Here is a 26519-nt window from a genome sequence, read left to right as displayed (position 1 = left end):
TCCCAGGTTGTCGACTAGTCTCTAAGCACTGCTTGATAGCCCTAGTGACGTCTTGTCTGTTTCTTTGCCCGCGGGGGCGGGTGTTGCGCCTTTTGTCACTCGTCGACTTTTCAAACAGAACCCTGGAGCCTGCCCACTGATTCGAGAGGTGCCCCATGAGTCTGCTGCTGGAACCCTATACCCTTCGTCAACTGACCCTGCCCAATCGCATCGCGGTGTCGCCGATGTGCCAGTATTCGAGCGCCGATGGCCTGGCCAACGATTGGCACCTGGTGCACCTTGGCAGCCGCGCCGTGGGGGGCGCCGGGCTGGTCTTCACTGAAGCCACCGCCGTCACCGCCGATGGTCGCATTACCGCCCAGGACCTGGGCTTGTGGAACGACGAACAGATCGAGCCCCTACAGCGCATCACCCGTTTCATCACCGCACAAGGGGCCGTGCCGGGCATTCAACTCGCCCACGCCGGTCGCAAGGCCAGCACCTGGCGGCCGTGGCTGGGCAAGCATGGCAGCGTCAAGCCGGAGGATGGTGGCTGGGTGCCGGTCGGCCCGTCGCCGATCGCCTTCGATCCGCAGCACACCCAACCGGTCCAACTGGACGAGGGGCAGATCGCCGACGTCATCCAGGCATTCGTGGACGCGGCCAAGCGCGCCTTGACCGCCGGCTTCAAGGTCGTCGAGGTCCACGCGGCCCATGGCTATCTGCTGCATCAATTCCTTTCGCCGTTGAGCAATCAGCGCCGCGATCAATATGGCGGGTCGTTCGAAAATCGCATCCGGCTGGTGTTGCAAGTGACCGAAGCGGTCAGGGCTGCCTGGCCTGAAGAGCTCCCGGTATTCGTCCGTGTCTCCGCCACCGACTGGGTCGAAGACGGCTGGAACCCGGATGAAACCGTGGAGTTGGCGCGACGCTTCAGGATGCTGGGGGTGGACTTGATTGACGTGTCGTCGGGCGGCACCGCCGCGAATGCGGAAATTCCCACCGGCCCGGGCTATCAGACGCGCTTCGCCGAGCGGGTACGCAAGGAGTCGGAAATCGCCACCGGCACCGTGGGCATGATCACCGAACCGGCCCAGGCCGAGCACATCCTGCGCACCTGCCAGGCCGACATCATCTTCCTCGCCCGCGAACTGTTGCGTGATCCATATTGGGCGCTGCATGCCGATGATGACCTGGGCGGACGCAAGGCCACCTGGCCGGCGCAGTACCAGCGGGCGACGCATCGGGACCAGCCGATCCATGAGTCGGATTCGCGGGATTGAGGGCCTGATAAAACAAAAAGCCCCGGTCAGTATTGGCCGGGGCTTTTGTTTATCGGGCTGGATTATTCGGTGGTTGGACCGGCCTCATCGCAAGCAAGCTCGCTCCCACAGTGGAGTTGTGTTGTTCACATATCCCCCTGTGGGAGCGAGCTTGCTCCGGGCGGCGATCCGACGATTGGGCCAGTCCAGACACTCGATTACTGTCAGGGATACTTACGCTTATCCGGCGCCGGCGGAAAGTACTGGTACAACCAGGTTTCGCTCAAGGTCCGGTCCTTGGAGCGAATGAACAGCCGCATCTCCACCGGGTCCACGCGATCGTCGGTCGGGTACCAGTCAAAGGTGATGCGGTAGCCCTTGATCGAATCCAGCACCAGCACATTGAAATCCTTCACTTCGCCGTGGGAGCAGGTCACCACCGGTTCGATGCCGGTGCCCGGTGGCAACTGGTCGAGGCCGCCGCCGCTGAAGTCCACGGCAAAACGCCGCGCCCAGACGGTCGGGTAATGCTCGCCGGGTGCCCAGCCTTCGATGAAGCCGCCCATGCCGGAACGGGTCGCATCGACGTGCGCCAGGTCCGTGCTGACCGGAGGCAAGGCGCTCCAGTAGAGCTTGTAGCCGTAGTTCAGCGAATCACCGGCGGCGACGGGTTTTTTCGGTGTCCAGAACGCGACGATGTTATCGAGGGTTTCGCCAGTGGTGGGAATCTCCAGCAGATCGACGGAGCCCTCGCCCCATGCGGTCGTAGGTTCTACCCACAGGCTTGGACGTTTGCTGTACCAGTCGACGGTGTCCTGGTAACTGTCGAAGTCATGGTCGGTCTGCACCAGGCCGAAGCCTTTCGGGTTCTTGTCGGCGAAGGCGTTGAACTGCAGGGTCGCGGGATTGTTCAGCGGGCGGCAGACCCACTCACCGTTGCCGCGCCACATGGCCAGCCGGTCGGAATCATGGATTTGCGGGTGAATGGTGTCGCACATGCGTCGTTCGACGGTGCCGCAACTGAACATGCTGGTCATTGGCGCAATACCCAGTTGCTCGATGGCGGTACGGGCGTTGATATGCGCGTCGATTTCCATGACGACCCGCGTCGGTTGGCAGTCGATGTCAAAACGATAGGCACCGGTGGCACTAGGCGAGTCGAGCAACGCGTAGACCACGAAACGGGTGCTGTTCTTTTCCGGGGTTTCGAACCAGAACTTGGTGAAATCCGGAAACTCCTCGCGCTTCTTGGCGTAGGTGTCGATGGCCAGGCCACGGGCTGACAAGCCGTACTGGCCGCTGGCGTCGACGGCGCGGAAATAACTTGCGCCGAGGAAGGAAACGATATCGTGGCGGTCCAGCTCCGGTGCCTTGAACACCCGGAACCCGGCGAAACCCAGGTCACCGGTCAGTTGCGAGGTGTTGACCGTGGTCTTCTCATAATTGAACAGCTCCGGACGGAAATGCACCTCCCGGGCCATGCGCGTCTTCGCATCGACGCTGTACATGCGCACTGGCTGCTTGAAACCCATGCCGACGTGGAAGAACTGGACATCCAGCTGGCCGTCCACCGCGTTCCACAGCGAATGGTTGGCGTCGTACTTGATGGCGTTGAATTGCAGGGGCGACATCTGCGCCAGGGTGGGCGGCAGGACTTGCTTGGTGTCGGTGTAGGGGCTCCTGGCCAACTGCCGGGCCTGGTCTTTCAGCGCATCGAAATCGAACGGCCGGGCTTCGCCATCGGCTGCCTGATCGGCCGCCCAGGCGCGTGCAGCCATGAGCCCGGAAGCTGAGAGCCCGGTGTAGGCGGCAAAGGCCATGGAGGCCTTGAGCAGGTTCCTGCGGTGCATAAATACAACCTTCTATCGAAACAATCCCGCGCCGATCCTGGGAACAGGGATTGGTATTAGGGTTCGGACATGCCTTTGGCCAAACGCGACGGACGTTAGAACAGATACCTGAGAGCTGGATCGGTTCACCGAGGCGCAAAATCATAGGGCAAATGATGGGATCGAGAGATGGCAATGCGGGGTTCGGTCAAACTTTCTTACAGAGTTTTCTTTTTTTTACGGCGTTTCGGCGTTTTTTGACTAATTACTCTAAAAAACGCTTTTCACGCTTGGAATCCTCCTTATTCTTTAGCGAGATAGCCGGCATAACCGTTCACCAGGCGCTATCAGGCCAACGACGCAACGAAGGACAAGTCATGACGAAATTACAGGGCATCACCGAAATGCTGGGCGTTTTTCCCGGCCTGGGCATCAAGCGTCGGTCGCGCCGGCTTAGCCTGGAGGAATTGAGGTTGGTCGAGCGCTATCGAGAGTTGTCGGAAAACGACCGGATCGCCATGCGCTACCTCGTAGACGCGATGCGGCGTGTCTCGCAGTTTTGAACACGCTATTTCAAAGGAGAGCGTTATGTCGTCAACGGTAGCAAGCAACGGACGGGTGACCATTCCCAAGGCTATTCGCGAGGCCCTGCAATTGGTTCCGGGGTGTACTGTCGAATTCAGCATCAATGCGCTTGGCGAAGTGGTGTTACGTGCCGTGAGACACCCTGTGGCAAGGGATTGGGCCCAGGATTGCTTCGAGGTCACCCATGGCAGGGCGAAGATGAAGCGGCGTACAGGCGAGTTGATGGCGCGATTGCCTGCCAGATACAAATGAAGTGAGTGTGTTGCCATGGCCGTTAAAAAAACACGACCGGACATTGTCGTCCGGTCGTGAATCAACTGTATTTCGGCTCAGTGCTTGAACATCACATGCCGCACCACCGTGTAATCCTCCAGCCCATACATGGACATGTCTTTGCCGTAGCCGGAGCGTTTCTGACCGCCGTGGGGCATTTCGCTGACGAGCATGAAGTGAGTGTTCACCCAGGTGCAGCCGTATTGCAGTCGCGCTGACAGGCGATGGGCACGGCCGACGTCGGTGGTCCATACCGATGAGGCCAATCCATAGTCCGAGTCGTTGGCCCACGCCAATACTTGCGCTTCATCGAGGAACGGGGTGACGGACACCACCGGGCCGAAGACTTCGCGGCGGACGATTTCGTCGTCCTGCTGGGCGTCGGCCAGCACCGTGGGTTCAAAGAAGAAACCGTTGCCGTCCACGGCCTTGCCACCGGTGATCAGGCGGATATGCGGCTGGGCGATGGCCCGCTCGACGAAAGCGGCCACGCGGTCGCGATGCTGGGCGGTGATCAGCGGGCCCATTTCGGTGTCGGGCTCGTTCTGCAAACCGTACTTGATGCTGCTGACCGCAGCGCCGAGTTTCTCGACGAACCGGTCATAGATGCCTTGCTGGGCGTAGATGCGACAAGCGGCGGTGCAATCCTGGCCGGCGTTGTAGAAGCCGAAGGTGCGGATGCCTTCCACGGCTGCGTCGATGTCGGCGTCATCGAAAATGATCACCGGGGCTTTCCCACCCAGCTCCATGTGCATGCGCTTGACGCTGTCGGCAGTGCTGGAAATGATGTTCGAACCGGTGGCGATGGAACCGGTCAGCGATACCATCCGCACTTTCGGGTGGGTGACCAGCGGATTGCCGACGGTTTGCCCACGGCCGAAGACCACGTTGAGCACGCCGGCGGGGAAAATCTGCGCGGCCAGTTCCGCCAGGCGCAATGCGGTCAGCGGGGTCTGCTCCGACGGCTTGAGCACCACGGTGTTGCCGGCGGCCAGGGCTGGAGCGATTTTCCAGGCGACCATCATCAACGGGTAATTCCACGGCGCAATGGAAGCGATAACCCCCACTGGATCACGACGGATCATCGACGTGTGCCCCGGCAGGTATTCGCCGCCCGCCGAACCGCTCATGCAGCGGCTGGCGCCGGCAAAGAAACGGAACACGTCGGCAATCGCCGGGATCTCGTCGTTCAACGCGGCGCTGAAGGGTTTGCCGCAGTTGTCCGATTCCAGCTTCGCCAGTTCCTCACCGTTGGCTTCGATGGCGTCGGCCAGCTTGAGCAGCAACAGGGAGCGGTCCTTGGGTGGCACTTGCGACCAGGATTCGAAGGCGCTGTCGGCGGCACGCACGGCGGCATCGACCTGGGCCTCGCTGGCTTCATTGATTTCCACCAGGACCCGACCCAGGGCCGGATTGAATACCGCCTGGCCAGGGCCTTCGCCGTTGACCAGATGGCCGTTGATCAGCAGTTTGGTTTGCATGTCCTTGTCCTCTTGAATGGTTTCCAAGTCCCCTGTGGGAGCGAGCTTGCTCGCGATAGTGGTAGGTCATTCACCTTTGCAGCGACTGACACGACGCATTCGCGAGCAAGCTCGCTCCCACAGGATTGCGGTTCCTGCGATGAGCGATCTTCATTGATTATTTCCCGCCACTCCCCGCCACGCTTTCACCCCCGCGCGTCAGGTAATACGCGCCCAATATCGGCAACATCGTCACCATCATCACCAGCATCGCCACCACGTTGGTCACCGGCACGTCGCGAGGGCGGCTGAGCTGGTTGAGCAGCCAGAGCGGCAAAGTGCGCTCGTGGCCGGCGGTGAAGGTGGTGACGATGATTTCGTCGAACGACAGGGCAAACGCGAGCATCCCGCCGGCCAGCAGCGCCGACCCCAGGTTAGGCAGGACGATGTAGCGAAAGGTCTGCCAGCCGTCGGCGCCCAGGTCCATCGAGGCCTCGATCAGGCTGTGGGACGTGCGGCGCAGGCGGGCGATAACGTTGTTGTAGACGATCACCACGCAAAAAGTCGCGTGCCCGACAATGATGGTGAACATCCCGGGCTCTATGCCCAGGGTCTTGAACGTTGCCAGCAGGGCGATGCCGGTGATGATTCCCGGCAAGGCGATCGGCAGGATCAGCATCAGCGAAATGCCCTGTTTGCCGAAGAAGTCCCGGCGGTACAGCGCTGCCGAGGCCAATGTGCCGAGCACCATGGCAATCAGCGTCGCGACAGCGGCGACCTGCAAGGACAGCTTGATCGCCTCCAGCACGTCGGGGCGCGAGAAGGCCACGCTGAACCACTTCAATGTCAGCCCCTTGGGCGGAAAGCTGAACGCAGCGTCTTCGGTATTGAAGGCATACAGGAAGATGATCAGGATCGGAAAGTGCAGGAACACCAGCCCGCCCCATGCCGCGATCCGCAAGCCCCACGACGCTTGAGAGTCAGAGTGCATCGAAAGCCCCCAGTCGCTTGACGATGGAAAGGTAGATGGCGATCAGCACGATGGGCACCAGCGTGAACGCCGCGGCCATGGGCATGTTGCCGATGGCGCCTTGCTGGGCGTAGACCATGCTGCCGACGAAATACCCTGGCGGTCCCACCAGTTGCGGCACGATGAAATCCCCCAGGGTCAGCGAGAACGTGAAGATCGAGCCGGCGGCAATTCCCGGGATCGACAACGGCAGGATCACTTGCATGAACGTCTGGCGGGGCTTGGCGCCAAGGTCCGCCGAGGCTTGCAGCAGCGACGGCGGCAGACGCTCCAGGGACGCCTGGATCGGCAGGATCATGAATGGCAGCCAGATGTAGACGAACACCAGGAAGCGCCCCAGGTGTGAGGTGGACAAGGTGCTGCCGCCCACGCCGGGAATCCCCAGCACGAACTGCAACACAGGGCCCAGGCCCAGGTGCTGGACGAACCACTGCGCCACGCCGCCCTTGGCCAGCAGCAGCGTCCAGGCATAGGCCTTGACGATGTAGCTGGCCCACATCGGCAGCATGACCGCGATGTAGAAAAACGCCTTGGTCTTGCCGCTGGTGTAGCGCGCCATGTAATAGGCAATCGGGAAGGCGACGATGGCGCTGGCGATGGACACCACGATTGCCATGGCCAGGGTGCGCACGATGATGTCGAAATTCGACGGTTGGAACAGCGCCGCGAAGTTCGCCAGGGTCAGGTCCGGCGTGACCGCCATGGTGAAGTCGTCGAAGGTGTAGAAACCCTGCCACAGCAAGGTCAGCAGCGAACCCAGGTAGATTGCGCCGAACCAGATCAGCGGTGGCACCAGCAACATCGACAGGTACAGGTTGGGGCGTCGGTACAGCACGTTGGAAAATCGCCGCAGCGGTGAGCCGGGGGCGGGCGTTCGCGTGAGAGCCAAGGTATTCATTTTCAGACCTCGGCCCCGGTGTCATTCAGGGCGATCATTGCCTCGCGGGCCCAGCGCACGGTGAGCTGCTGGCCGGTCTGGTATTGGGTCGCGTTGTCCACCCATTGGGTATTGGCCTGGCTGAGGTTCAGCGTCTGGCCGTTGTCGAGTTTCAGCTCGTAACGCGTGGCGCTGCCCTGGTACTGGATGTCATGGAGCAGGCCCTGGATTTCGATTTCATGGCCGGCCAGCGGGCCTTCGGCGAAACGCACATGCTCCGGGCGAATCGAAAACGGCTGTGGATGACCGCTCAATTGCCGGGCCAGTTCGCCACGGATCACGTTGGAGGTGCCGACGAACTCGGCAACGAAGGTGGTTGCCGGTTTCATATAGAGGTTGCGTGGGGTATCGACTTGTTCGATCCGACCTTTGTTGAAGACCGCGACGCGATCCGACATCGACAGCGCTTCGGTCTGGTCGTGGGTGACGAAAATGAAGGTGATGCCCAGCTGGCGTTGCAGCTTCTTCAACTCGCCCTGCATTTGTTCGCGCAACTTCAGGTCGAGGGCGCCCAGCGGTTCATCCAGCAGCAACACCCGAGGACGATTGACCAGCGCGCGGGCCAGGGCGACGCGTTGGCGCTGGCCGCCTGAAAGCTGCACCGGCTTGCGCTCGCCATAGCCGCCCAGGGCAACCATCTCCAGCGCTTCGTCGGCGCGCTTGATTCGTTCTGCCTTGGCCACGCCTTTGACTTTCAAACCGTAGGCCACGTTGTCGCGCACGTTCATGTGGGGAAAGAGGGCGTAGTCCTGGAAAACCGTGTTGACGTCGCGCTGATAAGGCGCGAGCCCGGTGGCTTCTTCACCGTGGATGCGGATCGAACCGGCACTGGGCTGCTCGAACCCGGCGATCAGCCGCAGGCACGTGGTCTTGCCCGAGCCGGAAGGGCCCAGCATGGAAAAGAACTCGCCGTCCTGGATATCGATGGAGACCCGGTCAACGGCCTTCACCTCGCCGAACTGACGGGAAACGTGGGTGAACTGGACTGCAAGCGTCATGGTGCGGGCTCCGGAAAAGCGGGCTTTCGTTAAATCATTACCAGGGGACAGGCACGGACTCGTGGCGAGGGGATTTATCCCCGCTGGGGGCGAAGCCCCCCAAAACCTGACACCTGTGGGTATCAGACAGATTGAGTCGCCTGCTTTGGGGCTGCTTCGCCGCCCAGCGGGGATAAATCCCCTCGCCACAAAAACAGTGTTCGGCTGCGCTTAACGTCCGCCCATGATCGCAATGTAATCCTGGGTCCAGCGGCTGTACGGCACGAACTTGCCGCCCTCGGCCTGTGGGGTTTTCCAGAAGGCGATCTTGTCGAACTGATCGAAGCCGTTGGTCTTGCAACCTTCGGCGCCCAGCAGCTCGCTGCCCTTGCACGCCGCCGGCACCGCAGGCAAGGAGCCGAACCACGCGGCGACGTCGCCCTGGACTTTCGGTTGCAGCGACCAATCCATCCATTTGTAGGCGCAGTTCGGGTGCTTGGCCTCGGCATGTAGCATCGTCGTGTCGGCCCAGCCGGTGGCACCTTCTTTCGGAATGGTCGAGGCGATCGGCTGTTTCTCGTTCATCAGGCCATTGACCTGATACGGCCAGGCGCCGGACGCCACCACGCCTTCGTTCTTGAAATCGCTCATCTGCACGGTGGTGTCATGCCAGTAGCGATGGATCAACGGCTGTTGGCCCCGCAGCAATTCGAGCACCGCCTTGTATTGGGCCTCGTCGAGTTGGTACGGGTCCTTGATACCCAGCTCAGGCTTGGCGGTCTTGAGGTACAGCGCCGCGTCGGCGATGTAGATCGGGCCATCGTAGGCTTGCACGCGGCCCTTGTTCGGCTTGCCGTCGGGCAAATCCTGGGCGTTGAACAGCACGCTCCAACTGGTCGGTGCCTGCTTGAACACGCTGGTGTTGTACATCAGTACATTCGGGCCCCATTGGTACGGGGTGCCGTAGGTCTGTTGGTTGACCACGTACCACGGCGCATCCTTGAGGCGCGGGTCGAGGTTTTTCCAGTTGGCGATCAGTGCGGTGTTGATCGGTTGCACCCGCTTGCCGGCAATCAGCCGCAACGACGCGTCGCCCGAGGCGGTCACCAGGTCGTAGCCGCCCTTGGTCATCAGGCTGACCATTTCATCGGACGTGGCGGCGGTTTTCACATTGACCTTGCAGCCGGTTTCCTTCTCGAAACCTGTGACCCAGTCGTAGGCCTTGTCGCTTTCACCGCGTTCGATGTAGCCCGGCCAGGCGACGATATCCAGTTGGCCTTCGCCAGCACCAACGGCCTTGAGCGGTTCGGCGGCCTGCAGGCTGACGCTGGTCAGCAACGCCGTGGTGATTGCACTGAGCAATACGGTCTTGTGCGCGTACATGGAAATCCCTCTTGCTTTAATTATGGTCGGGGCAGTTTTGAACCGGTGAAGCGCCACGAATGGCTTGTTATTAGAGTAGTGCTGTTATCTAGAGATGCTGGCCATGCCTGGCCATGATGTGTCGCACCACGCTGTAGTCCTGGAGCGAGTCGCTGGACAGGTCTTTCCCATAGCCCGAACGTTTCAGTCCGCCGTGGGGCATTTCGCTGACCAGCATGAAATGGCTGTTGATCCAAGTGCAGCCGTATTGCAGCCGCGCCGCGACTTGCATCGCCTTGTCGAGGTTCTGGGTCCACACCGAGGACGCCAGGCCATATTCCGAATCATTGGCCCAATCCACCGCCTGGCTGAGTTCGTCGAAGCGGGTCACGGTGACGACCGGGCCGAATACCTCGCGCTGGACGATCTCATCACTTTGCTTGCAGCCGGCCAGCAGTGTCGGCTGGTAAAAGAAACCGGCGCCGGAATGTACCGCCGCACCTGTGATGCGTTCGATATGCGGCTGGCCGAGGGCGCGCTCGACAAAACTGGCGACCCGGTCGCGTTGGCGGACGCTGATCAGCGGGCCGATTTCGTTGTCGGCGTCGCGCTTGCCGGCAAAGCGCAGGCTGCCGACCGCCGCACCGAGTTCGGCCACGAGTTGGTCATGAATGCCGGCCTGGGCGTAGATCCGGCAGGCCGCGGTGCAATCCTGGCCGGCGTTGTAATAGCCATAGGTGCGCACACCCTCGACCACCGCCCGCAGGTCGGCGTCGTCACAGACAATCACCGGGGCCTTGCCGCCCAGTTCGAGATGCGTGCGCTTGAGGGTTTTCGCGGCGGCCTGGAGGATCTTCTGCCCGGTGACGATATCCCCCGTCAACGAGACCATGCGCACCTTCGGATGACTGACCAAGTGGCTGCCGACGCCTTCACCGCCACCGCAGATGATATTGATGACGCCGCGCGGCAGGATCTCCGCCAACGTTGGCGCCAGGGCCAGGATCGACAGCGGGGTGTGCTCCGAAGGCTTGAACACCAAGGTGTTGCCGGCGGCCAGGGCCGGGGCGATTTTCCAGGCTGCCATCATGATCGGGTAGTTCCACGGCGCAATCGATGCCACCACGCCCAGCGGGTCGCGGCGCACCATGCTGGTGTAGCCGGGCAGGTATTCACCGCTGAGCTGACCGGTCTGGCAACGTACGGCGCCGGCAAAGAAACGGAACACGTCCACCGTGGCGCTCAAGTCATCCTGGCGGGCCAGGTGCAGCGGCTTGCCGCAATTCAGTGATTCGAGGCGGGCCAGTTCGTCGGCGCTTTTTTCGATGGCGCTGGCAATTTCCAGCAGCAGGTTCGAGCGGTGTTGTGGCGTAGTGCGTGACCAGTCATGGAAGGCGTGGTGAGCGGCGAGGATCGCGGTCTCGACCTGTTCGAGGCTCGCCTCGGCGATGTGGACGAGTACTTCACCGGTGGCGGGGTTGAGGATCGGCTCGACAACGCCTTCACCAAGGATCAACGCTCCGTCGATCAGCAACGCGGTACAGAACGGGTTTTGCGTGCCGGCCATTTTTTATAGGTCTCAGTTGAAACAAAGAACCTGTGGGAGCGAGCTTGCTCGCGATGACGGTGTATCAGTCGAATCGATGTCGCCTGTCACACCGCCATCGCGAGCAAGCTCGCTCCCACAATGGATTGTTCTCACACAAGGGATTGTGGCGATGCAGCAAGACTAGTGCTCAGCCGCAAGGCCGACAAATTCGAAATACTCAAGGCTGCGTTCGATTAAATAGATGGCTTGCGCCCGCTTGGGCGTTGCTCCCGAGCGACGGTCAGGAATGGATCGACCGACGCCGGTCGCGCCGTGCCCCGGCGCCACGCCAGGCCGACGTCGAGCGTCTGGTTGAGGTCGGCAATCGGGCGTGCCTCGATGATGTCGCCCTCCAGCGACCACGGACGATAGGTCATGTCCGGCTGGATCGACACGCCCAGCCCGGCGGCCACCAGACTGCGCACCGCTTCGGTCGAGGCGGTGCGCAGCGTGACCTGCGGTTGCAGGCCGGCGCCGCGCCAGAGGCGTTGCGCGTTGCGATCCATCTCGTCGACGTTCAGCTGGATCAGTGGCTCCCGGGCCACGTCCGCCAGGTTGATGCTGTCGTGTTCCAGCAGCGGGTGTTGGGCCGGCAGCCACAAGCGATACGGTGAGTGGGTCAGCACTTCGGTCTGCAGGGCGTGGCGGTCTTCGAGGTTGGACAGGATCAGGACGCCGACATCGATTTCGCCGCTGACCAGCAGATGCTCGATATAAGGTCGTTCGTCCTCCATGACGCGGATCGCCACGTTAGGATAGGCGCGCTGGAAACGGGTCAAGAGGTCCGCCAGGTAGTAACCGGCGACAAGGCTGGTCACGCCGACGGTGACTTGGCCAGCCACTTGGTCGGTGCTTTGTTGCAGGCTGCGCTTGGCATTGTCGACGGTGGCCAGGATCAGGTGGGCCTGGCGCAGGAATTGGTGCCCCTGGTGCGTCAATGTCATGCCCTTGGCGTGCCGACTGAACAGGCTGACGCCGATCTCTTCCTCCAATTGCTGGATGGCCAGGGTCAGGGTGGATTGGGAGATGAATGCAGTCTGCGCAGCGGCGGAGATCGAGCCGGTTTCGGCCACGGCGATGAAATGGCGGATCTGGCGCAGCGTCATCATGGCGGGATACCCGGGGGCGAATTTATCGATGTCCCTGAGTGTATATCGTTTTTTTAGAATGGGAGCCGGCGCTGACGCTGGACGTGCCAGGCAACATCTGGAAGCAATCTCGCCAAGGGCGACAGGGCACTTTCGATCTAGGCTGGTGGCCTCAAGTTGACCTGAAAACGTGGAGGCAACAAATGAACACCCGTGGATTGCTCGATCAGCTTCTCAAGTCCGGCCAGGAACTGCTGCAGAACAAGGCGGGCGGTTCGCAGGGCAAGCCGTCTTCCGGCCTGGGCGGGTTGCTCGGCGGCTCCGGCAACCTGGGCGGAATGCTTTCCGGCGCGGGCGGCGGAGCGTTGGCCGCCGGGGCCATGGGGTTGCTGCTGGGCAACAAGAAGGCCCGCAACTTCGGTGGCAAGGCCTTGGCTTATGGCGGCTTGGCTGCGTTGGGGGTGATTGCCTACAAGGCTTATGGCAACTGGCAGGCCCAGCAGGGCAACGCGCCGAAGACCGAGCCGCAGACCCTGGACCGCGTCCCGGCGGGGCAAGTCGAGCAACACAGCCAGGCGATCCTCAAGGCCCTGGTCGCGGCGGCCAAGGCTGACGGCCATGTGGACGAGCGCGAGCGGCAATTGATCGAAGGTGAATTCACCAAGCTCGACAACGATCAGGAACTGCAGCACTGGTTGCACGCCGAACTCAACAAACCCCTGGACCCTGCCGATGTGGCCCGAGCGGCCAGCACGCCGGAAATTGCCGCGGAAATGTACATCGCCAGCGTGATGCTGGTGGACGAGGAAAACTTCATGGAGAAATCCTACCTCGACGAACTGGCGCGCCAACTCAAGCTGGAGCCGGGGCTGAAGGCAGAACTGGAGAAGCAGGTGCGCCAGGCTGCTGCCTAACCTCCCTCAATGGTGTTGTGTTGTCCAATGTTATTGAGTTCACCGCACCGTGGCGAGGGAGCTTGCTCCCGCTGGGTGGCGAAGCCGCCCCAACAGCGTTTCCCAATGGACCCTTTCGGTCGGTTGACGGCGGCTGCGCCGCCGAGCGGGAGCAAGCTCCCTCGCCACGGTGCGTGTTTCACGCTTGAGCAAACGGTTTCAAAAATCTCCCTCAACCGCCATGCAGACGCACCGCCTCCCTCGGCTATACTCCCGGCAATTCAAAGCGTCCCGAGGTTTGACTGTGAAGAATTGGACATTGCGCCAACGCATCCTGGCGAGTTTTGCGGTGATCATCGCCATCATGCTGCTGATGGTGGTTGTCTCGTTTTCACGGTTGTGGAAGATCCAGGAAAGTGAAGAAAAGGTACGGGTCGATGCGGTGCCCGGGGTTTACTACAGCTCCATGATCCGTGGCGGCTGGGTAGACAGCTATGTCTTGACCCAGCAGATCGTCGGCCTCTCCGGGAACCGGGAAATCACCGCGGAGGACAAGGCCCGCTATCAAGGCTTCGAGCAGCACCTGCGGGAAGAAATCCAGAACTATCAAAAACTGATACAGAACCCTGCCGACCAGGCGTCGTTCGATGAGTTCGAGGGCTATCACCAAGCCTTCAACCAGGCCGTGGCCAAGGTCCTGGATCTTTACCAGCGCAAGGATTACGAAGGGGCGCGGCTGGCGTTGGACAAAGAGCTGACGCCTGCATGGTTGGGTGGCCGCGGACATTTGAATCAGATTATCGACCGCAACCGTGACCTGGCTGAAACGGCCACGCAAACCATCGACGATGCGGTAACGGCTGCCAAGATCGCCATGGGCCTGTCGTTCCTGGTCGCGCTGGTCATCGCCTTGTCGTGTGGCCTGTTGCTGATGCGCGCGATCATGGCGCCGATGAGCCGCATCGTCGAGATCCTCGAAGTGATGCGCAGCGGTGACCTGAGCGGACGCCTGAACCTGGCGCGCAAAGACGAATTCGGCGCGGTGGAGACCGGTTTCAACGACATGATGGCCGAGCTGACTGCCCTGGTGTCCCAGGCCCAGCGCTCATCTGTCCAGGTCACCACGTCGGTGACCGAGATCGCCGCGACGTCCCGGCAGCAACAGGCCACGGCCACTGAAACCGCAGCGACCACCACCGAGATCGGTGCGACCTCCCGAGAAATCGCCGCCACGTCCCGCGACCTGGTGCGCACCATGACCGAAGTGTCCACCGCCGCCGACCAGGCCTCGGTCGCCGCCGGCTCCGGACAGCAAGGCCTGGCGCGCATGGAAGACACCATGCATTCGGTGATGGGCGCCGCCGACCTGGTCAACGCGAAACTGGCGATCCTCAACGAGAAGGCCGGCAACATCAACCAGGTGGTAGTGACCATCGTCAAAGTGGCCGACCAGACCAACCTGTTGTCCCTCAACGCCGCCATCGAGGCCGAGAAGGCGGGCGAGTACGGTCGCGGGTTTGCCGTCGTTGCCACCGAAGTGCGCCGCCTGGCCGACCAGACCGCTGTTGCCACCTACGACATCGAGCAGATGGTCCGTGAAATCCAGTCCGCTGTTTCGGCTGGCGTGATGGGCATGGACAAATTCTCCGAGGAAGTGCGCCGAGGCATGGCCGAAGTGCAGCAGGTGGGCGAACAGCTGTCGCAGATCATCCATCAAGTCCAGGCCCTGGCGCCGCGGGTGCTGATGGTCAACGAGGGCATGCAGGCCCAGGCCACCGGTGCCGAGCAGATCAACCACGCGCTGGTGCAATTGGGCGATGCCAGCAGCCAGACCGTGGAGTCCCTGCGCCAGGCCAGTTCCGCCATCGACGAACTCAGTCAGGTGGCCGTGGGACTGCGCAGCGGCGTTTCGCGTTTCAAAGTCTGATGAGCGAGCCAGAAGCCCGCCGTGGCGCCGTTTCGGCGGCCCGGCAGACGTTGTTCCTGATGTTTTGCATCGGTAACGAGCGCTACGCCCTGCAAGCCACCGATGTGGTGGAAGTATTGCCGCGCCTGCCACTCAAGCCGATCGCCCGGACGCCGTCCTGGGTCGCGGGGGTATTTGCCTGGCGCGGCGTGGTGGTGCCGGTGATCGATCTGTGCGCGTTGACCTTCGGCCAGAGCGCCGAGGCGCGCACCAGCACCCGGCTGGTACTGGTGCAGTATCGGCCGGGGGCGCAGCAAACCGGACAGGTGCTGGGCTTGATATTGGAGCAGGCCACCGACACCTTGCGCTGTGATCCGGCGGATTTCAAACCCTATGGCCTGGACAATCGCCAGGCGCCTTACCTCGGTCCGGTACGCGAAGATGCACAAGGAATGATGCAATGGGTGCGGGTCAACGACTTGCTCGACGAATCCGTTCGCGCGCTGCTGTTTCCCTCGCCGCCGCTAAGTCCCGATGACTTCGAGGAGCGGGCATGAACAGCGACCAGCGATTCTTCGACTTCCTCAAGGAACGCATCGGCCTGGACGTGACCTCCGTCGGCCCCGCCATTATCGAACGGGCTGTGCGCCAGCGGGTCCTTGCCGTGCCCGGTCGAACCACCGATGACTACTGGCAAAGCTTGCAGCACTCCGCCCAGGAGCAACAGGCGCTGATTGAAGCGGTGATCGTTCCGGAGACGTGGTTCTTCCGCTACCCCGAGTCCTTCGCGACGCTGGCTCGGCTGGCAACCCAGCGCCTGGCCGACATCAAGCACCTGCGTGCCCTGCGTATCCTCAGCCTGCCGTGTTCCACCGGCGAGGAACCGTACTCGATCGCCATGGCTTTGTTCGATGCAGGCCTGGGGCCGCATCAGTTCAAGGTCGATGGCATGGACGTCAGTCCCTTGTCCGTGGACAAGGCCAGGCAGGCGCGTTACGGCCGCAACTCTTTCCGTGGCGCGGACATTGGCTTTCGGGAGCGATATTTCAATGCCGAAGACGAAGGCTATCGCCTCGACGAGCGGGTACGCGAACAGGTGCGCCTGCAAACGGGGAACGTGCTGGATCCGGCGTTGCTGGTAAACGAGGCCCCCTACGACTTCGTGTTCTGCCGCAATCTGCTGATTTATTTCGACCAGCCGACCCAGCAGCAGGTGTTCGAGGTGCTCAAGCGCCTGACCCATCAGGACGGCGTGCTGTTCATCGGTCCCGCCGAGGGCAGTTTGCTCGGACGGCTGGGCATGCGTTCGATCGGTATTGCCCAGTCGTTCGCCTTCAGCCGCCAGGGCGCACCGGAGCCGCAACCGTTGCCCACGTTGATGCCGACGCCGCTGCCGATCCGCCAGCCGCCATCGCGCGTCGCAGCGCCCGTGAGTCGGCCGCGCCCGTTCGCCGCAAGTGTGACGCCAATTACCGAACCGAAAAGCAGCGACGCCGCGACGTTGCTGGCCAACATCGCCGCCCTGGCCAACGGTGGCAAGAGCGCCGAGGCGCGTGCGGTGTGCGAAGAATATCTGCGCAGCCACGCGCCGAACGCCCAGGTTTTCTATTGGCTGGGCCTGCTCAGCGACTTGGCCGGCAATGCGCTGGAGGCCCAGGGGTTTTATCGCAAGGCGCTCTATCTTGAGCCGCAACACGCCGAGGCCCTGGTGCATCTGGCGGCGCTGCTGGCTTCCCAGGGAGACGCGGTCGGCGCCCGTCGATTGCAGGAACGTGCGGCCCGCAGTGGTCGCGCGGCAGACAGTGAGCACAAACGATGAGCGGTTCGGCTTCCTATAACGTGACCCATGACGACGCCCAGGCCATCGACGACTGCTGGAACCGCATCGGCGTGCATGGCGACAAATCCTGTCCCTTGCTGGCCGAGCACATCCATTGCCGCAATTGCTCGGTGTACTCGGCGGCGGCCACCCGTTTGCTCGACCGTTATGCGCTGCGCCAGGATGAGCGGGAGCTGGTTTATGCCCCGGTCGACAGCGATATTGTCACGCGCTCGCTGCTGATGTTCCGCCTGGGGGAAGAGTGGCTCGGCCTGAGCACCCGCAGCCTGGTGGAAGTGGCGCCCTTGCAGGCGATCCATTCGTTGCCCCACCAGCGTTCGCGAGCCCTGCTGGGGGTGGCGAATGTACGCGGCGCCCTGGTGGCCTGCCTGTCGTTGGTGGAGCTGCTGGGGTTGGAGCCGGGTTCGCCGGCGCCCTCCGGTGGGCGGATCATGCCACGCATGCTGATCGTCGCCGCCCAAGGCGGGCCGGTGCTGATGCCGGTCGATGAAGTGGACGGCATCCATGCCATCGACGAACGCATCCTGGCGAACGCTTCGCCATCGGCGGGCAAGTACACCCGTGGCGTGTTGCAGTACAAAGGACGCAGCCTGCGTTGGCTGGACGAAGAGCAATTGCTGTCCGCGGTGTCCCGGAGCCTGTCATGACCCCCGACCAGATGCGCGATGCCTCGTTGCTGGAGCTGTTCAGCCTGGAAGCCGAAGCCCAGACCCAGGTATTGAGTGCCGGTTTGCTGGCCTTGGAGCGCGATCCGACCCAGGCCGATCACCTGGAGTCGTGCATGCGTGCGGCCCATTCGCTCAAGGGCGCGGCGCGAATCGTCGGGGTCGATGCCGGCGTCAGCGTGGCCCATGTGATGGAAGATTGCCTGGTCAGCGCCCAGGAGCGGCGGCTGGTCTTGCGCGCCGAGCATATCGACGCGCTGCTGCAGGGCACGGACTTGCTGACGCGTATCGCGACCCCCGGCAACAGCGTTTCTGCCGAGGACATCGAGGCCTATGTCGGGTTGTTGGGACACCTGCTGGATCCGTCCGCAACGCCAGCTCCGACTCCCACCGTCATGGCGCCGACCATCGAGATACCCGCCGAACCCGTGCGTAGCGAAGCGCCCGAGCCGATGTCCATGGAACCGCTGGAACCGACCGCCAAGAAAAAACGCACCACCGAGGGCGGCGAGCGCGTCTTGCGGGTCACGGCCGGACGCCTTAACAGCCTGTTGGACCTGTCGAGCAAATCCCTCGTCGAAACCCAGCGCCTCAAGCCGTGGCTGGCGACGATGCAACGGATCAGGCGCCAGCAAAGCAATGGCCTGCGCGCCCTCGAAGACCTGAACGTGCATCTCAAGGATCACGCGCTGAGCCTGCAAGCCCAGGAAGCCCTCAACGATGCGCGGCGGCTGCTGGCCGAAACCCAACAGATGCTTGCGCAGAAAACCGCTGAGCTGGATGAGTTCGCCTGGCAGGCCAGCCAGCGGGCACAAGTGTTGTACGACACGGCACTGGCCTGTCGCATGCGACCGTTTGCCGATGTGCTTGCGGGGCAGGCGCGGATGGTCCGGGACTTGGGGCGCAGCCTGGGCAAACAGGTGCGCCTGGAAATCGAAGGCGAGAAAACCCAGGTCGATCGTGACGTGCTGGAAAAACTCGAGGCGCCCCTGACGCATCTGCTGCGCAACGCCGTCGACCACGGCATCGAGATGCCCGAGCAACGGGTGCTGGCAGGCAAGCCCGCCGAAGGCTTGATTCGCCTGCGCGCCTCCCATCAGGCCGGCCTGTTGGTACTGGAACTGGCGGATGATGGCGCCGGCGTGGACCTGGAGCGGGTGCGGCGGACGATTGTCGAGCGCGGGCTTTCTCCCGAGCAGACCGCTGCCAGCCTGAGTGAAGAGGAACTGCTGACCTTCCTGTTCCTGCCGGGCTTCAGCCTGCGGGACAAGGTCACTGAAGTGTCCGGGCGCGGAGTCGGCCTGGATGCGGTCCAGCATATGGTCCGGCAGTTGCGCGGCGCGGTGGTGTTGGAGCAGACGGCGGGCGCCGGCAGTCGTTTCCACCTGGAAGTGCCGCTGACGTTGTCGGTGGTGCGCAGCCTGGTGGTGGAAGTCGGCGGCGAAGCCTACGCGTTCCCCTTGGCCCATATCGAGCGCATGTGCGACCTCGCGCCGCAAGACATCGTCCAGGTCGAAGGCCGCCAGCACTTCTGGCATGAGGGGCGCCATGTTGGCCTGGTGGCCGCCACGCAATTGCTCAATCGTCCGGTGACGCCCAACAACGGCCAGGTCCTCAAGGTCGTGGTGATCCGCGAACGAGAGGTCATCTATGGCGTCGCGGTGGAACGGTTCATCGGTGAGAGGACGCTGGTGGTGTTGCCGTTGGACGAGCGCCTGGGCAAGGTCCAGGACATTTCCGCCGGGGCGTTGCTCGACGACGGCTCGGTGGTGCTGATTGTCGATGTGGAAGACTTGCTGCGCTCGGTGGACAAGCTGCTCGATACCGGACGATTGGAACGCATCGCCCGGCAAAACGAAGCCCAGGCCCCGCGCAAGCGGATCCTGGTGGTCGATGATTCCCTGACGGTGCGAGAACTGGAGCGCAAGCTGCTGCTCAATCGCGGCTATGACGTGGCGGTGGCCGTGGACGGCATGGACGGCTGGAACGCGTTGCGCTCGGAGGATTTCGATTTGCTCATTACCGACATCGACATGCCGCGCATGGACGGTATCGAACTGGTGTCGCTGCTGCGGCGCGACAACCGCTTGCAATCGCTGCCGGTGATGGTGGTTTCCTACAAGGATCGCGAGGAAGATCGTCGCCGTGGCCTGGACGCCGGGGCCGACTATTATCTAGCCAAGGCGAGTTTCCATGACGACGCCTTGCTCGACGCCGTGGTCGAATTGATCGGAGGAGCACGCGCTTGAAGATCGCCATCGTCAATGACATGCCCCTGGCGGTCGAGGCCCTGCGCCGTGCGCTGGCGTTCGAGCCCGCGCATCAGCTGGTCTGGGTGGCCGCCAACGGCGCCGAGGCCGTGCAGCGTTGTCATGAATACACGCCGGACCTGATCCTGATGGACCTGTTCATGCCGATCATGGATGGCGTGGAAGCGACCCGGCGGATCATGGCCGACACGCCATGCGCCATCGTGATCGTCACCGGCGACAGCCAGCAGAACGTCCATCGCGTGTTCGAGGCCATGGGCCACGGCGCCCTGGATGTGGTCGACACCCCGGCCCTCGGCGTCGGCAGGCCCGAGGACGCCGCGGCACCACTGTTGCGCAAGATCGCCAACATCGGCTGGCTGATCGGCGAGCGTGGCAACCGCGAGCGCGTCACACCGACTGCCCAGCGGGCGTCGGTGTCACGCAACAGCCTGGTGGCGATCGGATCGTCGGCTGGCGGCCCGGCGGCGCTGGAAGTGCTGCTCAAGGGGCTGTCGCGCGACTTCGCCCCGGCGATCGTGCTGGTCCAGCATGTGGACGAGGTATTCGCCGCTGGCATGGCCGAGTGGCTCAGCGGCGTGTCGGGATTCAACGTCCGCCTGGCTCGCCAGGGCGAGACGCCGCAAAGCGGCACGGTGCTGTTGGCCGGGACCAATCATCATTTGCGCCTGTTGAAAAATGGCACGCTGGCCTACACCGCCGAGCCGGTCAACGAGATCTATCGGCCTTCCATCGATGTGTTTTTCGAGAGTGTCGCCAACTTCTGGAGCGGTGATGCGGTGGGCGTCTTGCTCACCGGCATGGGCCGCGACGGTGCGCAAGGGCTTAAACTCATGCGTCAGCAGGGCTGCGTGACCATCGCCCAGGACCAGCAGAGCAGCGCGGTATACGGCATGCCCAAGGCGGCGGCGGCCATCGACGCGGCTGCGCAGATCCTGGCGCTGGATAAAATAGCGCCACGCTTGGTGGAGATTTTCACCCAATGACCAACCCCCGCACCCTAGGCAGTATTCAGGTGAGCCCCCATGAATGATCTACAGCTCGACGATTTCAAGCGCGATGAGAATGCCGCCATGGTGCTGCTCGTCGACGACCAGGCGATGATCGGCGAGGCGGTGCGACGCGGGCTGTCGAACGAACAGAACATCGATTTCCATTTCTGCTCCGATCCGCACCAGGCCATCGCCCACGCCGTGCGCATCAAGCCGACGGTGATTCTCCAGGACCTGGTGATGCCAGGCCTCGATGGCCTGAGCCTGGTGCGCGAATACCGCAACCATCCGGCGACCCGTGACATTCCGATCATCGTCCTGTCGACCAAGGAGGACCCGTTGATCAAGAGCGCGGCGTTCGCCGCCGGGGCCAATGACTATCTGGTCAAGTTGCCGGACAACATCGAACTGGTGGCGCGCATTCGCTATCACTCCCGCTCCTACAAAATGCTCTTGCAGCGCGACGCGGCCTTTCGTGCGTTGCGGGTCAGCCAGCAGCAGTTGCTGGACACCAATCTGGTGCTGCAACGGCTGATGAACTCCGATGGCCTGACCGGCCTGTCGAACCGCCGGCACTTCGATGAATACCTGGAACTGGAGTGGAGAAGGGCGCTGCGGGACCAGTCCCAATTGTCGCTGTTGATGATCGACGTGGATTACTTCAAGTCCTACAACGACAACTTCGGCCACCTCGAGGGCGATGAAGCGCTGCGCAAGGTCGCCACGGCGATCCGCGACTCATGCAGCCGGCCTTCCGACCTGCCGGCCCGCTATGGCGGCGAGGAGTTCGCGCTGGTCTTGCCTGGCACGTCCCCTGGCGGTGCGCGGCTGATGGCCGAAAAACTGCGCCAGAGCGTCGTTGCCCTGAAGATCCCCCACGCCACGCCTGACGGCGGGGAAAACCTGACCATCAGCATCGGCGTCTCGACCTTCACCCCGCAGCAGGGCAGTGATTGCCGCGAGTTGATTTCCGCGGCGGACAAGGGGCTGTACATGGCCAAGCACAATGGGCGCAATCGGGTTGGAGTCGAATAAACTCCGGCTTGGCAGGGTTCCCTTTGTGGCGGAGCGGTTTATTGTGGCGAGGGGATTTATCCCCGCTGGGCTGCGAAGCAGCCCTAAAACCCGGCAACTCGGTGTGCCAGGAAAACTGAGTTGACTGCATTTGGGGCTGCTTCGCAGCCCAACGGGGATAAATCCCCTCGCCACAGTGCGCTGAATCTCATTCCCCCTAAAGCCGCCAGGCGGGCTGCCGCTGGCGCCTGATTACGTTATACTCGCCGGCTTTCAAAAGTTCGCCAACGAGTGCTGCCCGCCATGGAAATCAACCCGATCCTGAACACCATCAAGGACCTGTCCGAGCGCTCCGAAACTATTCGGGGGTATCTTTGACTACGATCAAAAGCATGAGCGCCTGACCGAAGTCAATCGCGAGCTTGAAGATCCGAATGTCTGGAACAACCCTTCGTACGCCCAGGAGCTGGGCCGCGAGCGTTCTGCGCTGGCGCAGATCGTCGAGACCCTGGACGAATTGTCCAGTGGCCTGGCCGATTGCCGCGACCTGCTGGACATGGCTGTCGAAGAGAACGACGAAGGCGCGGTCGGTGATGTCGTCGCCGAGCTGACGCGCCTGGACGAGAACCTCGCCAAGCTGGAATTCCGTCGCATGTTCAGCGGCGAGATGGACATGAACAACGCCTACCTGGACATCCAGGCCGGTTCCGGCGGCACCGAGGCCCAGGACTGGGCCAACATCCTGCTGCGCATGTACCTGCGCTGGGCCGACAAACGCGGTTTCGACGCGACCATCATGGAGCTGTCGGCCGGTGAAGTCGCCGGGATCAAGGGCGCCACCGTGCACATCAAGGGCGAATACGCCTTCGGCTGGCTGCGGACCGAGATCGGCGTGCACCGCCTGGTGCGCAAGAGCCCGTTCGACTCTGGCAACCGTCGCCATACCTCGTTCTCGGCGGTATTCGTCTCGCCGGAAATCGATGACAACATCGAAATCGAGATCAACCCGGCCGACCTGCGCATCGACACCTACCGTTCCTCCGGGGCCGGTGGCCAGCACGTCAACACCACCGACTCGGCCGTGCGGATCACCCACGTACCGACCAACACCGTGGTCAGTTGCCAGAACGAGCGTTCCCAGCACGCGAACAAAGACACCGCGATGAAGATGCTGCGGGCCCGCTTGTACGAGCAGGAAGTGCAGAAGCGCAACGCCGCGTCCCAGGCCCTGGAAGACACCAAGTCCGACATCGGCTGGGGTCACCAGATCCGCTCGTACGTGCTCGACGCCTCGCGGATCAAGGACCTGCGCACCAGCATCGAACGCAGCGACTGCGACAAAGTGCTCGACGGCGACATCGATGAATACCTGATCGCCAGCCTCAAGCAAGGGCTGTAACGCGACACCCACGCGGTGGGCAGGCACGCTTCCATGGGAGCGAGGCCTGCCCGCAAACTCCGGCCCCGGGGCCGGGGGCAACGAACCTGTGATGGAAACCTTAAAGACATGAGCGACCTAGAACTCGACCCGCAAGCCCTGCAACAGGAAGAAAACTCCCTGATCGCCCTGCGCAAGGAAAAGCTTGCTGCCGAGCGCGCCAAGGGCCAGGCCTTCCCCAACGACTTCCGCCGCGACGCGTATTGCGACGTCCTGCAGAAGAAGTACGCGGACAAGACCAAGGAAGAGCTGGCCGAGGCGGCGATTCCGGTCAAGGTTGCCGGTCGCATCATGCTCAACCGTGGTTCGTTCATGGTGATTCAGGACATGACCGGGCGCATCCAGGTCTACGTCAATCGCAAGACCCTGCCGGAAGAAACCCTGGCCGCCGTCAAGACCTGGGACCTGGGCGACATCATCGCTGCCGAAGGCACCCTGGCCCGCTCCGGCAAGGGCGACCTGTACGTCGAAATGACCAACGTGCGCCTGCTGACCAAGTCCCTGCGCCCATTGCCGGACAAGCACCACGGCCTGACCGACACCGAGCAGCGCTACCGCCAGCGCTACGTCGACCTGATCGTCAACGAAGAGGTGCGCCAGACCTTCCGCGTGCGTTCGCAAGTCATCGCCCACATCCGCAGCTTCCTGATGAAGCGTGACTTCCTCGAAGTCGAGACGCCGATGTTGCAGACCATCCCTGGCGGCGCGGCGGCCAAGCCGTTCGAAACCCACCACAACGCCCTGGACATGGAAATGTTCCTGCGTATCGCGCCGGAGCTGTACCTCAAGCGCCTGGTGGTCGGCGGGTTCGAAAAAGTCTTCGAGATCAACCGCAACTTCCGTAACGAAGGCGTTTCGACCCGGCACAACCCAGAGTTCACCATGCTCGAGTTCTACCAGGCCTACGCCGACTACGAAGACAACATGGACCTGACCGAGGAACTGTTCCGCGAGCTGGCGCAGTTGGTCCTGGGCAGCACCGACGTGCCGTACGGCGACAAGGTGTTCCACTTCGGCGAGCCGTTCGTGCGTTTGTCGGTGTTCGACTCGATCCTCAAGTACAACCCGGAAATCACCGCCGCCGACCTGCAGGACATCGACAAGGCCCGCGCCATCGCCAAGAAGGCCGGCGCCAAGGTGCTCGGCTTCGAAGGCTTGGGCAAGCTGCAAGTGATGATTTTCGAAGAGCTGGTCGAGCACAAGCTGGAGCAGCCGCACTTCATCACCCAGTACCCGTTCGAAGTGTCGCCTCTGGCCCGTCGCAACGACGAGAACCCAAGCGTGACCGACCGCTTCGAGCTGTTCATCGGTGGTCGTGAAATCGCCAACGCCTACTCCGAGCTCAATGACGCGGAAGACCAGGCCGAGCGCTTCATGGCCCAGGTGGCCGACAAGGACGCCGGCGACGACGAAGCCATGCACTACGACGCCGACTTCGTCCGTGCCCTGGAATACGGCATGCCGCCAACGGCCGGCGAAGGGATCGGCATCGATCGCCTGGTGATGTTGCTGACCAACTCACCGTCGATCCGCGATGTCATCCTCTTCCCGCACATGCGGCCCCAAGCGTAAATGCTTCAAATAAAAAGCCGCCTCGATGGGCGGCTTTTTATTGCCTGTCTGGTACAAACGTATCAATTGGTTACTTCTGAAATAGCGAGGAAAGACCTGTCGTGAATCGTGCAATGGCTCAAGAAGGTGCAGCGGGCGTCGCCACTGCTGTGGCTGAAAGTGTTCAGTACCAAGGTCGCAAGGCCAGCCGACAGGGCAGTGAACAGCGCCGACAGAAGATTCTCGACGCGGCCATGCGCATTGTCGTGCGCGATGGCGTGCGGGCGGTGCGACACCGCGCGGTGGCCGCCGAAGCGGGCGTGCCGCTGTCGGCCACCACGTATTACTTCAAGGACATCGATGACCTGCTCACCGATACCTTCGCCCAATACGTGGAGCGCAGCGCGGCCTTCATGGCCAAGTTGTGGGCCAATAACGAGGGCTTGCTGCGCGAGATGGTTGCCTATGGGGACGGCAGCGCCGAGTCGCGCTCGCAATTGGCCGACGACATCGCGCGGATGACCGCTGACTACGTGCAGCATCAACTGCAGAGCCGTCGCGACTACCTGATGGCCGAACAAGCGTTCCGCCAGGAAGCGTTGCTCAACCCGCGACTGGCGGTGCTGGTACGCTCTCATCAGCAAATCCTGTTGCACGGCACGTGTCAGTTTTTCCAGGTTCTGGGCTCGCGCGAGCCGCAACAGGATGCCAAAGTGTTGACGGCGATTATCGGACGGATGGAATATCAGGGCTTGCTCAATGGCGCCGAGCCGGTAGCCGAAGAAGACATGCTCGGCATCCTGACCCGCTACATGCACTTGGTACTGGCGTCGGTGTAGCCCTTTTAGGGTTACCACAGTCCCCTGTGGCGAGGGGATTTATCCCCGTTGGGCTGCGAAGCGGCCCCAAAACCAGCCAACTCGGTACATCTGGCTAACGGAGCTGACTGCAAAGGGGGCTGCTTCGCAGCCCAGCGGGGATAAATCCCCTCGCCACAGACCATAGGGAGTTTCAATGAAAGCCTGGCGTGCCGTTGTACTGGCCGTGTTGTTGCTGTTGCTCAGTGGTTGCCTGGTGTCGTTCAAGGCGCCATTGCCCGACAGCGAAGCCGCGCCCAAGGGCCTGCTCGGCCACTGGACCAGCACCAACGCCTGGGGCGAGCCGTTGAACCTGGAACTGACGGAAGTCGGCAAGCACCACTACCAGGCCATCAGTTACTTCAGGGCCAGGCCCCAGGAGCGCGAAGCCATTCCCCTGACGGTCTCTCGCCACGGCAGCCGCTGGTACCTGTCGGCAAAAGTGCCGGCCCGGTTTGGCGGACATTTCGTCATCGCCGGTTTCGAACTGACCGACAAGCAGGAACTGGTGGTCTACAACCTGGACATGGAACAGATCAACCAGGCCATCGGCCAGAAGCTCCTCAGCGGCCAGCCGAACCCGAGCGAAGAGGGTGATGGCGTGCTGGTGGACAGCGACATGAGCAAGGTTTTCAGCTACCTCGATGACCCGGCCAATTCCGACGTGTTCTCGGAAGCCGTGCGCTACCAGCGACTGGTCAAATCCCAATAACGGTTACAAGC

23 protein-coding genes are annotated in these 26519 nt (G+C 62.4%); 15 read left to right on the top strand and 8 right to left on the bottom strand.

Annotation, left to right across the window (positions count from 1 at the left end):
- Positions 1–155: 155 nt before the first annotated feature.
- Complete coding sequence (locus tag KSS97_RS23600; RefSeq protein ID WP_217860264.1) at positions 156–1262, top strand: NADH:flavin oxidoreductase/NADH oxidase; 1107 nt, start codon at positions 156–158, stop codon at positions 1260–1262.
- Between the two features lie 203 nt (positions 1263–1465).
- Here the strand turns inward: KSS97_RS23600 and KSS97_RS23595 are convergent, their stop codons facing one another.
- Entirely contained in the window at positions 1466–3091 is a 1626-nt protein-coding gene (locus tag KSS97_RS23595; RefSeq protein WP_198796314.1) for a glucan biosynthesis protein D, read from the bottom strand.
- Positions 3092–3447: 356 nt separating this feature from the next.
- Here KSS97_RS23595 and KSS97_RS23590 point away from each other — a divergent pair, with 356 nt between their 5' ends.
- Both KSS97_RS23590 and KSS97_RS23585 read left to right on the top strand, forming a co-directional pair.
- Positions 3448–3633 (top strand): hypothetical protein, encoded by a 186-nt coding sequence (locus KSS97_RS23590; RefSeq protein WP_030139546.1) that lies wholly within the window; start codon positions 3448–3450, stop codon positions 3631–3633.
- A gap of 25 nt (positions 3634–3658) precedes the next feature.
- On the top strand, positions 3659–3907 hold the full coding sequence (locus tag KSS97_RS23585) for an AbrB/MazE/SpoVT family DNA-binding domain-containing protein (RefSeq protein WP_030139545.1): 249 nt from the start codon (positions 3659–3661) through the stop codon (positions 3905–3907).
- Positions 3908–3984: 77 nt separating this feature from the next.
- Here KSS97_RS23585 and KSS97_RS23580 read toward each other — a convergent pair whose 3' ends face one another.
- The 7 genes from KSS97_RS23580 to KSS97_RS23550 form a co-directional block, all read right to left on the bottom strand.
- Positions 3985–5409, bottom strand: coding sequence for a gamma-aminobutyraldehyde dehydrogenase (locus tag KSS97_RS23580; RefSeq protein ID WP_198796315.1), 1425 nt, complete (start codon positions 5407–5409; stop codon positions 3985–3987).
- A gap of 157 nt (positions 5410–5566) precedes the next feature.
- On the bottom strand, positions 5567–6379 hold the full coding sequence (locus tag KSS97_RS23575; protein WP_030139543.1) for an ABC transporter permease: 813 nt from the start codon (positions 6377–6379) through the stop codon (positions 5567–5569).
- A complete protein-coding gene (locus KSS97_RS23570; RefSeq protein WP_030139542.1) occupies positions 6369–7316 on the bottom strand; it encodes an ABC transporter permease in 948 nt (315 codons plus the stop codon). The genes KSS97_RS23575 and KSS97_RS23570 overlap by 11 nt, the downstream gene beginning before the upstream one ends.
- A 2-nt stretch (positions 7317–7318) precedes the next feature.
- Entirely contained in the window at positions 7319–8353 is a 1035-nt protein-coding gene (locus KSS97_RS23565) for an ABC transporter ATP-binding protein (protein WP_030139541.1), read from the bottom strand.
- Between the two features lie 210 nt (positions 8354–8563).
- A complete protein-coding gene (gene ydcS, locus KSS97_RS23560; protein ID WP_030139540.1) occupies positions 8564–9715 on the bottom strand; it encodes a putative ABC transporter substrate-binding protein YdcS in 1152 nt (383 codons plus the stop codon).
- 88 nt (positions 9716–9803) lie between these two features.
- On the bottom strand, positions 9804–11261 hold the full coding sequence (locus KSS97_RS23555; RefSeq protein ID WP_217860263.1) for a gamma-aminobutyraldehyde dehydrogenase: 1458 nt from the start codon (positions 11259–11261) through the stop codon (positions 9804–9806).
- A 215-nt stretch (positions 11262–11476) separates the two neighbouring features.
- A complete protein-coding gene (locus KSS97_RS23550) occupies positions 11477–12391 on the bottom strand; it encodes a LysR family transcriptional regulator (protein WP_217860262.1) in 915 nt (304 codons plus the stop codon).
- Positions 12392–12573: 182 nt separating this feature from the next.
- Between KSS97_RS23550 and KSS97_RS23545 the strand changes: the two genes are divergently transcribed.
- The 12 genes from KSS97_RS23545 to KSS97_RS23490 all read left to right on the top strand — a co-directional run bounded on the left by KSS97_RS23545 (position 12574) and on the right by KSS97_RS23490 (position 26508).
- Positions 12574–13284, top strand: a complete 711-nt coding sequence (locus tag KSS97_RS23545; RefSeq protein ID WP_030139537.1) for a tellurite resistance TerB family protein — start codon at positions 12574–12576, stop codon at positions 13282–13284.
- A gap of 283 nt (positions 13285–13567) precedes the next feature.
- A complete protein-coding gene (locus tag KSS97_RS23540; RefSeq protein ID WP_217860261.1) occupies positions 13568–15190 on the top strand; it encodes a methyl-accepting chemotaxis protein in 1623 nt (540 codons plus the stop codon).
- Positions 15190–15726 carry a chemotaxis protein CheW gene (locus KSS97_RS23535; protein WP_198796319.1) on the top strand — a complete coding sequence of 179 codons (537 nt, stop codon included), beginning with the start codon at positions 15190–15192 and terminating at the stop codon, positions 15724–15726. Before KSS97_RS23540 ends, KSS97_RS23535 begins: the two co-directional genes overlap by 1 nt.
- A complete protein-coding gene (locus KSS97_RS23530; protein WP_217860260.1) occupies positions 15723–16988 on the top strand; it encodes a CheR family methyltransferase in 1266 nt (421 codons plus the stop codon). Before KSS97_RS23535 ends, KSS97_RS23530 begins: the two co-directional genes overlap by 4 nt.
- The gene (locus KSS97_RS23525) at positions 16985–17656 is read left to right on the top strand and encodes a chemotaxis protein CheW (RefSeq protein WP_198796321.1); all 672 of its coding nucleotides are present in this window, start codon (positions 16985–16987) and stop codon (positions 17654–17656) included. Before KSS97_RS23530 ends, KSS97_RS23525 begins: the two co-directional genes overlap by 4 nt.
- Positions 17653–19923: a hybrid sensor histidine kinase/response regulator gene (locus KSS97_RS23520; protein ID WP_198796322.1), complete on the top strand. Its 2271-nt coding sequence runs from the start codon at positions 17653–17655 to the stop codon at positions 19921–19923. Before KSS97_RS23525 ends, KSS97_RS23520 begins: the two co-directional genes overlap by 4 nt.
- Complete coding sequence (locus tag KSS97_RS23515; protein WP_217860259.1) at positions 19920–20930, top strand: chemotaxis response regulator protein-glutamate methylesterase; 1011 nt, start codon at positions 19920–19922, stop codon at positions 20928–20930. Before KSS97_RS23520 ends, KSS97_RS23515 begins: the two co-directional genes overlap by 4 nt.
- Before the next feature lie 39 nt (positions 20931–20969).
- Positions 20970–21971, top strand: coding sequence for a response regulator (locus KSS97_RS23510; protein ID WP_217860258.1), 1002 nt, complete (start codon positions 20970–20972; stop codon positions 21969–21971).
- Between the two features lie 282 nt (positions 21972–22253).
- Positions 22254–23349 (top strand): peptide chain release factor 2 gene (prfB, locus tag KSS97_RS23505; protein ID WP_095963568.1). Its coding sequence is split into 2 segments (ribosomal slippage): positions 22254–22325 and positions 22327–23349, totalling 1095 coding nucleotides; the frame shifts between segments, so codons are not numbered across the junction.
- A gap of 108 nt (positions 23350–23457) precedes the next feature.
- Positions 23458–24960, top strand: coding sequence for a lysine--tRNA ligase (gene lysS / locus KSS97_RS23500; protein ID WP_198796325.1), 1503 nt, complete (start codon positions 23458–23460; stop codon positions 24958–24960).
- Between the two features lie 101 nt (positions 24961–25061).
- The gene (locus KSS97_RS23495) at positions 25062–25778 is read left to right on the top strand and encodes a TetR/AcrR family transcriptional regulator (RefSeq protein ID WP_030139528.1); all 717 of its coding nucleotides are present in this window, start codon (positions 25062–25064) and stop codon (positions 25776–25778) included.
- A gap of 175 nt (positions 25779–25953) precedes the next feature.
- Positions 25954–26508 carry a hypothetical protein gene (locus KSS97_RS23490; protein WP_217860257.1) on the top strand — a complete coding sequence of 185 codons (555 nt, stop codon included), beginning with the start codon at positions 25954–25956 and terminating at the stop codon, positions 26506–26508.
- The last annotated feature ends 11 nt before the right edge of the window (positions 26509–26519 follow it).

The organism is Pseudomonas alvandae (assembly GCF_019141525.1).
Lineage (GTDB): Bacteria > Pseudomonadota > Gammaproteobacteria > Pseudomonadales > Pseudomonadaceae > Aquipseudomonas > Aquipseudomonas alvandae.
Note: the sequence above shows the minus strand (reverse complement) of the source record. Positions and strands in the feature narration are given on the sequence as shown.

What these genes read in the sequence shown, in the direction of transcription:
- KSS97_RS23535 (WP_198796319.1), top strand. Translation starts at nt 15,190, where the DNA reads ATGAGCGAGCCAGAAGCCCGCCGTGGCGCCGTTTCGGCGGCCCGGCAG.
- KSS97_RS23550 (WP_217860262.1), bottom strand. Translation starts at nt 12,391, where the DNA reads ATGATGACGCTGCGCCAGATCCGCCATTTCATCGCCGTGGCCGAAACC.
- KSS97_RS23595 (WP_198796314.1), bottom strand. Translation starts at nt 3,091, where the DNA reads ATGCACCGCAGGAACCTGCTCAAGGCCTCCATGGCCTTTGCCGCCTAC.
- KSS97_RS23570 (WP_030139542.1), bottom strand. Translation starts at nt 7,316, where the DNA reads ATGAATACCTTGGCTCTCACGCGAACGCCCGCCCCCGGCTCACCGCTG.
- KSS97_RS23490 (WP_217860257.1), top strand. Translation starts at nt 25,954, where the DNA reads ATGAAAGCCTGGCGTGCCGTTGTACTGGCCGTGTTGTTGCTGTTGCTC.
- KSS97_RS23520 (WP_198796322.1), top strand. Translation starts at nt 17,653, where the DNA reads ATGACCCCCGACCAGATGCGCGATGCCTCGTTGCTGGAGCTGTTCAGC.
- KSS97_RS23555 (WP_217860263.1), bottom strand. Translation starts at nt 11,261, where the DNA reads ATGGCCGGCACGCAAAACCCGTTCTGTACCGCGTTGCTGATCGACGGA.
- KSS97_RS23575 (WP_030139543.1), bottom strand. Translation starts at nt 6,379, where the DNA reads ATGCACTCTGACTCTCAAGCGTCGTGGGGCTTGCGGATCGCGGCATGG.
- KSS97_RS23545 (WP_030139537.1), top strand. Translation starts at nt 12,574, where the DNA reads ATGAACACCCGTGGATTGCTCGATCAGCTTCTCAAGTCCGGCCAGGAA.
- lysS (WP_198796325.1), top strand. Translation starts at nt 23,458, where the DNA reads ATGAGCGACCTAGAACTCGACCCGCAAGCCCTGCAACAGGAAGAAAAC.
- KSS97_RS23525 (WP_198796321.1), top strand. Translation starts at nt 16,985, where the DNA reads ATGAGCGGTTCGGCTTCCTATAACGTGACCCATGACGACGCCCAGGCC.
- KSS97_RS23585 (WP_030139545.1), top strand. Translation starts at nt 3,659, where the DNA reads ATGTCGTCAACGGTAGCAAGCAACGGACGGGTGACCATTCCCAAGGCT.
- ydcS (WP_030139540.1), bottom strand. Translation starts at nt 9,715, where the DNA reads ATGTACGCGCACAAGACCGTATTGCTCAGTGCAATCACCACGGCGTTG.
- KSS97_RS23590 (WP_030139546.1), top strand. Translation starts at nt 3,448, where the DNA reads ATGACGAAATTACAGGGCATCACCGAAATGCTGGGCGTTTTTCCCGGC.
- KSS97_RS23580 (WP_198796315.1), bottom strand. Translation starts at nt 5,409, where the DNA reads ATGCAAACCAAACTGCTGATCAACGGCCATCTGGTCAACGGCGAAGGC.
- KSS97_RS23565 (WP_030139541.1), bottom strand. Translation starts at nt 8,353, where the DNA reads ATGACGCTTGCAGTCCAGTTCACCCACGTTTCCCGTCAGTTCGGCGAG.
- KSS97_RS23530 (WP_217860260.1), top strand. Translation starts at nt 15,723, where the DNA reads ATGAACAGCGACCAGCGATTCTTCGACTTCCTCAAGGAACGCATCGGC.
- KSS97_RS23510 (WP_217860258.1), top strand. Translation starts at nt 20,970, where the DNA reads ATGAATGATCTACAGCTCGACGATTTCAAGCGCGATGAGAATGCCGCC.
- KSS97_RS23600 (WP_217860264.1), top strand. Translation starts at nt 156, where the DNA reads ATGAGTCTGCTGCTGGAACCCTATACCCTTCGTCAACTGACCCTGCCC.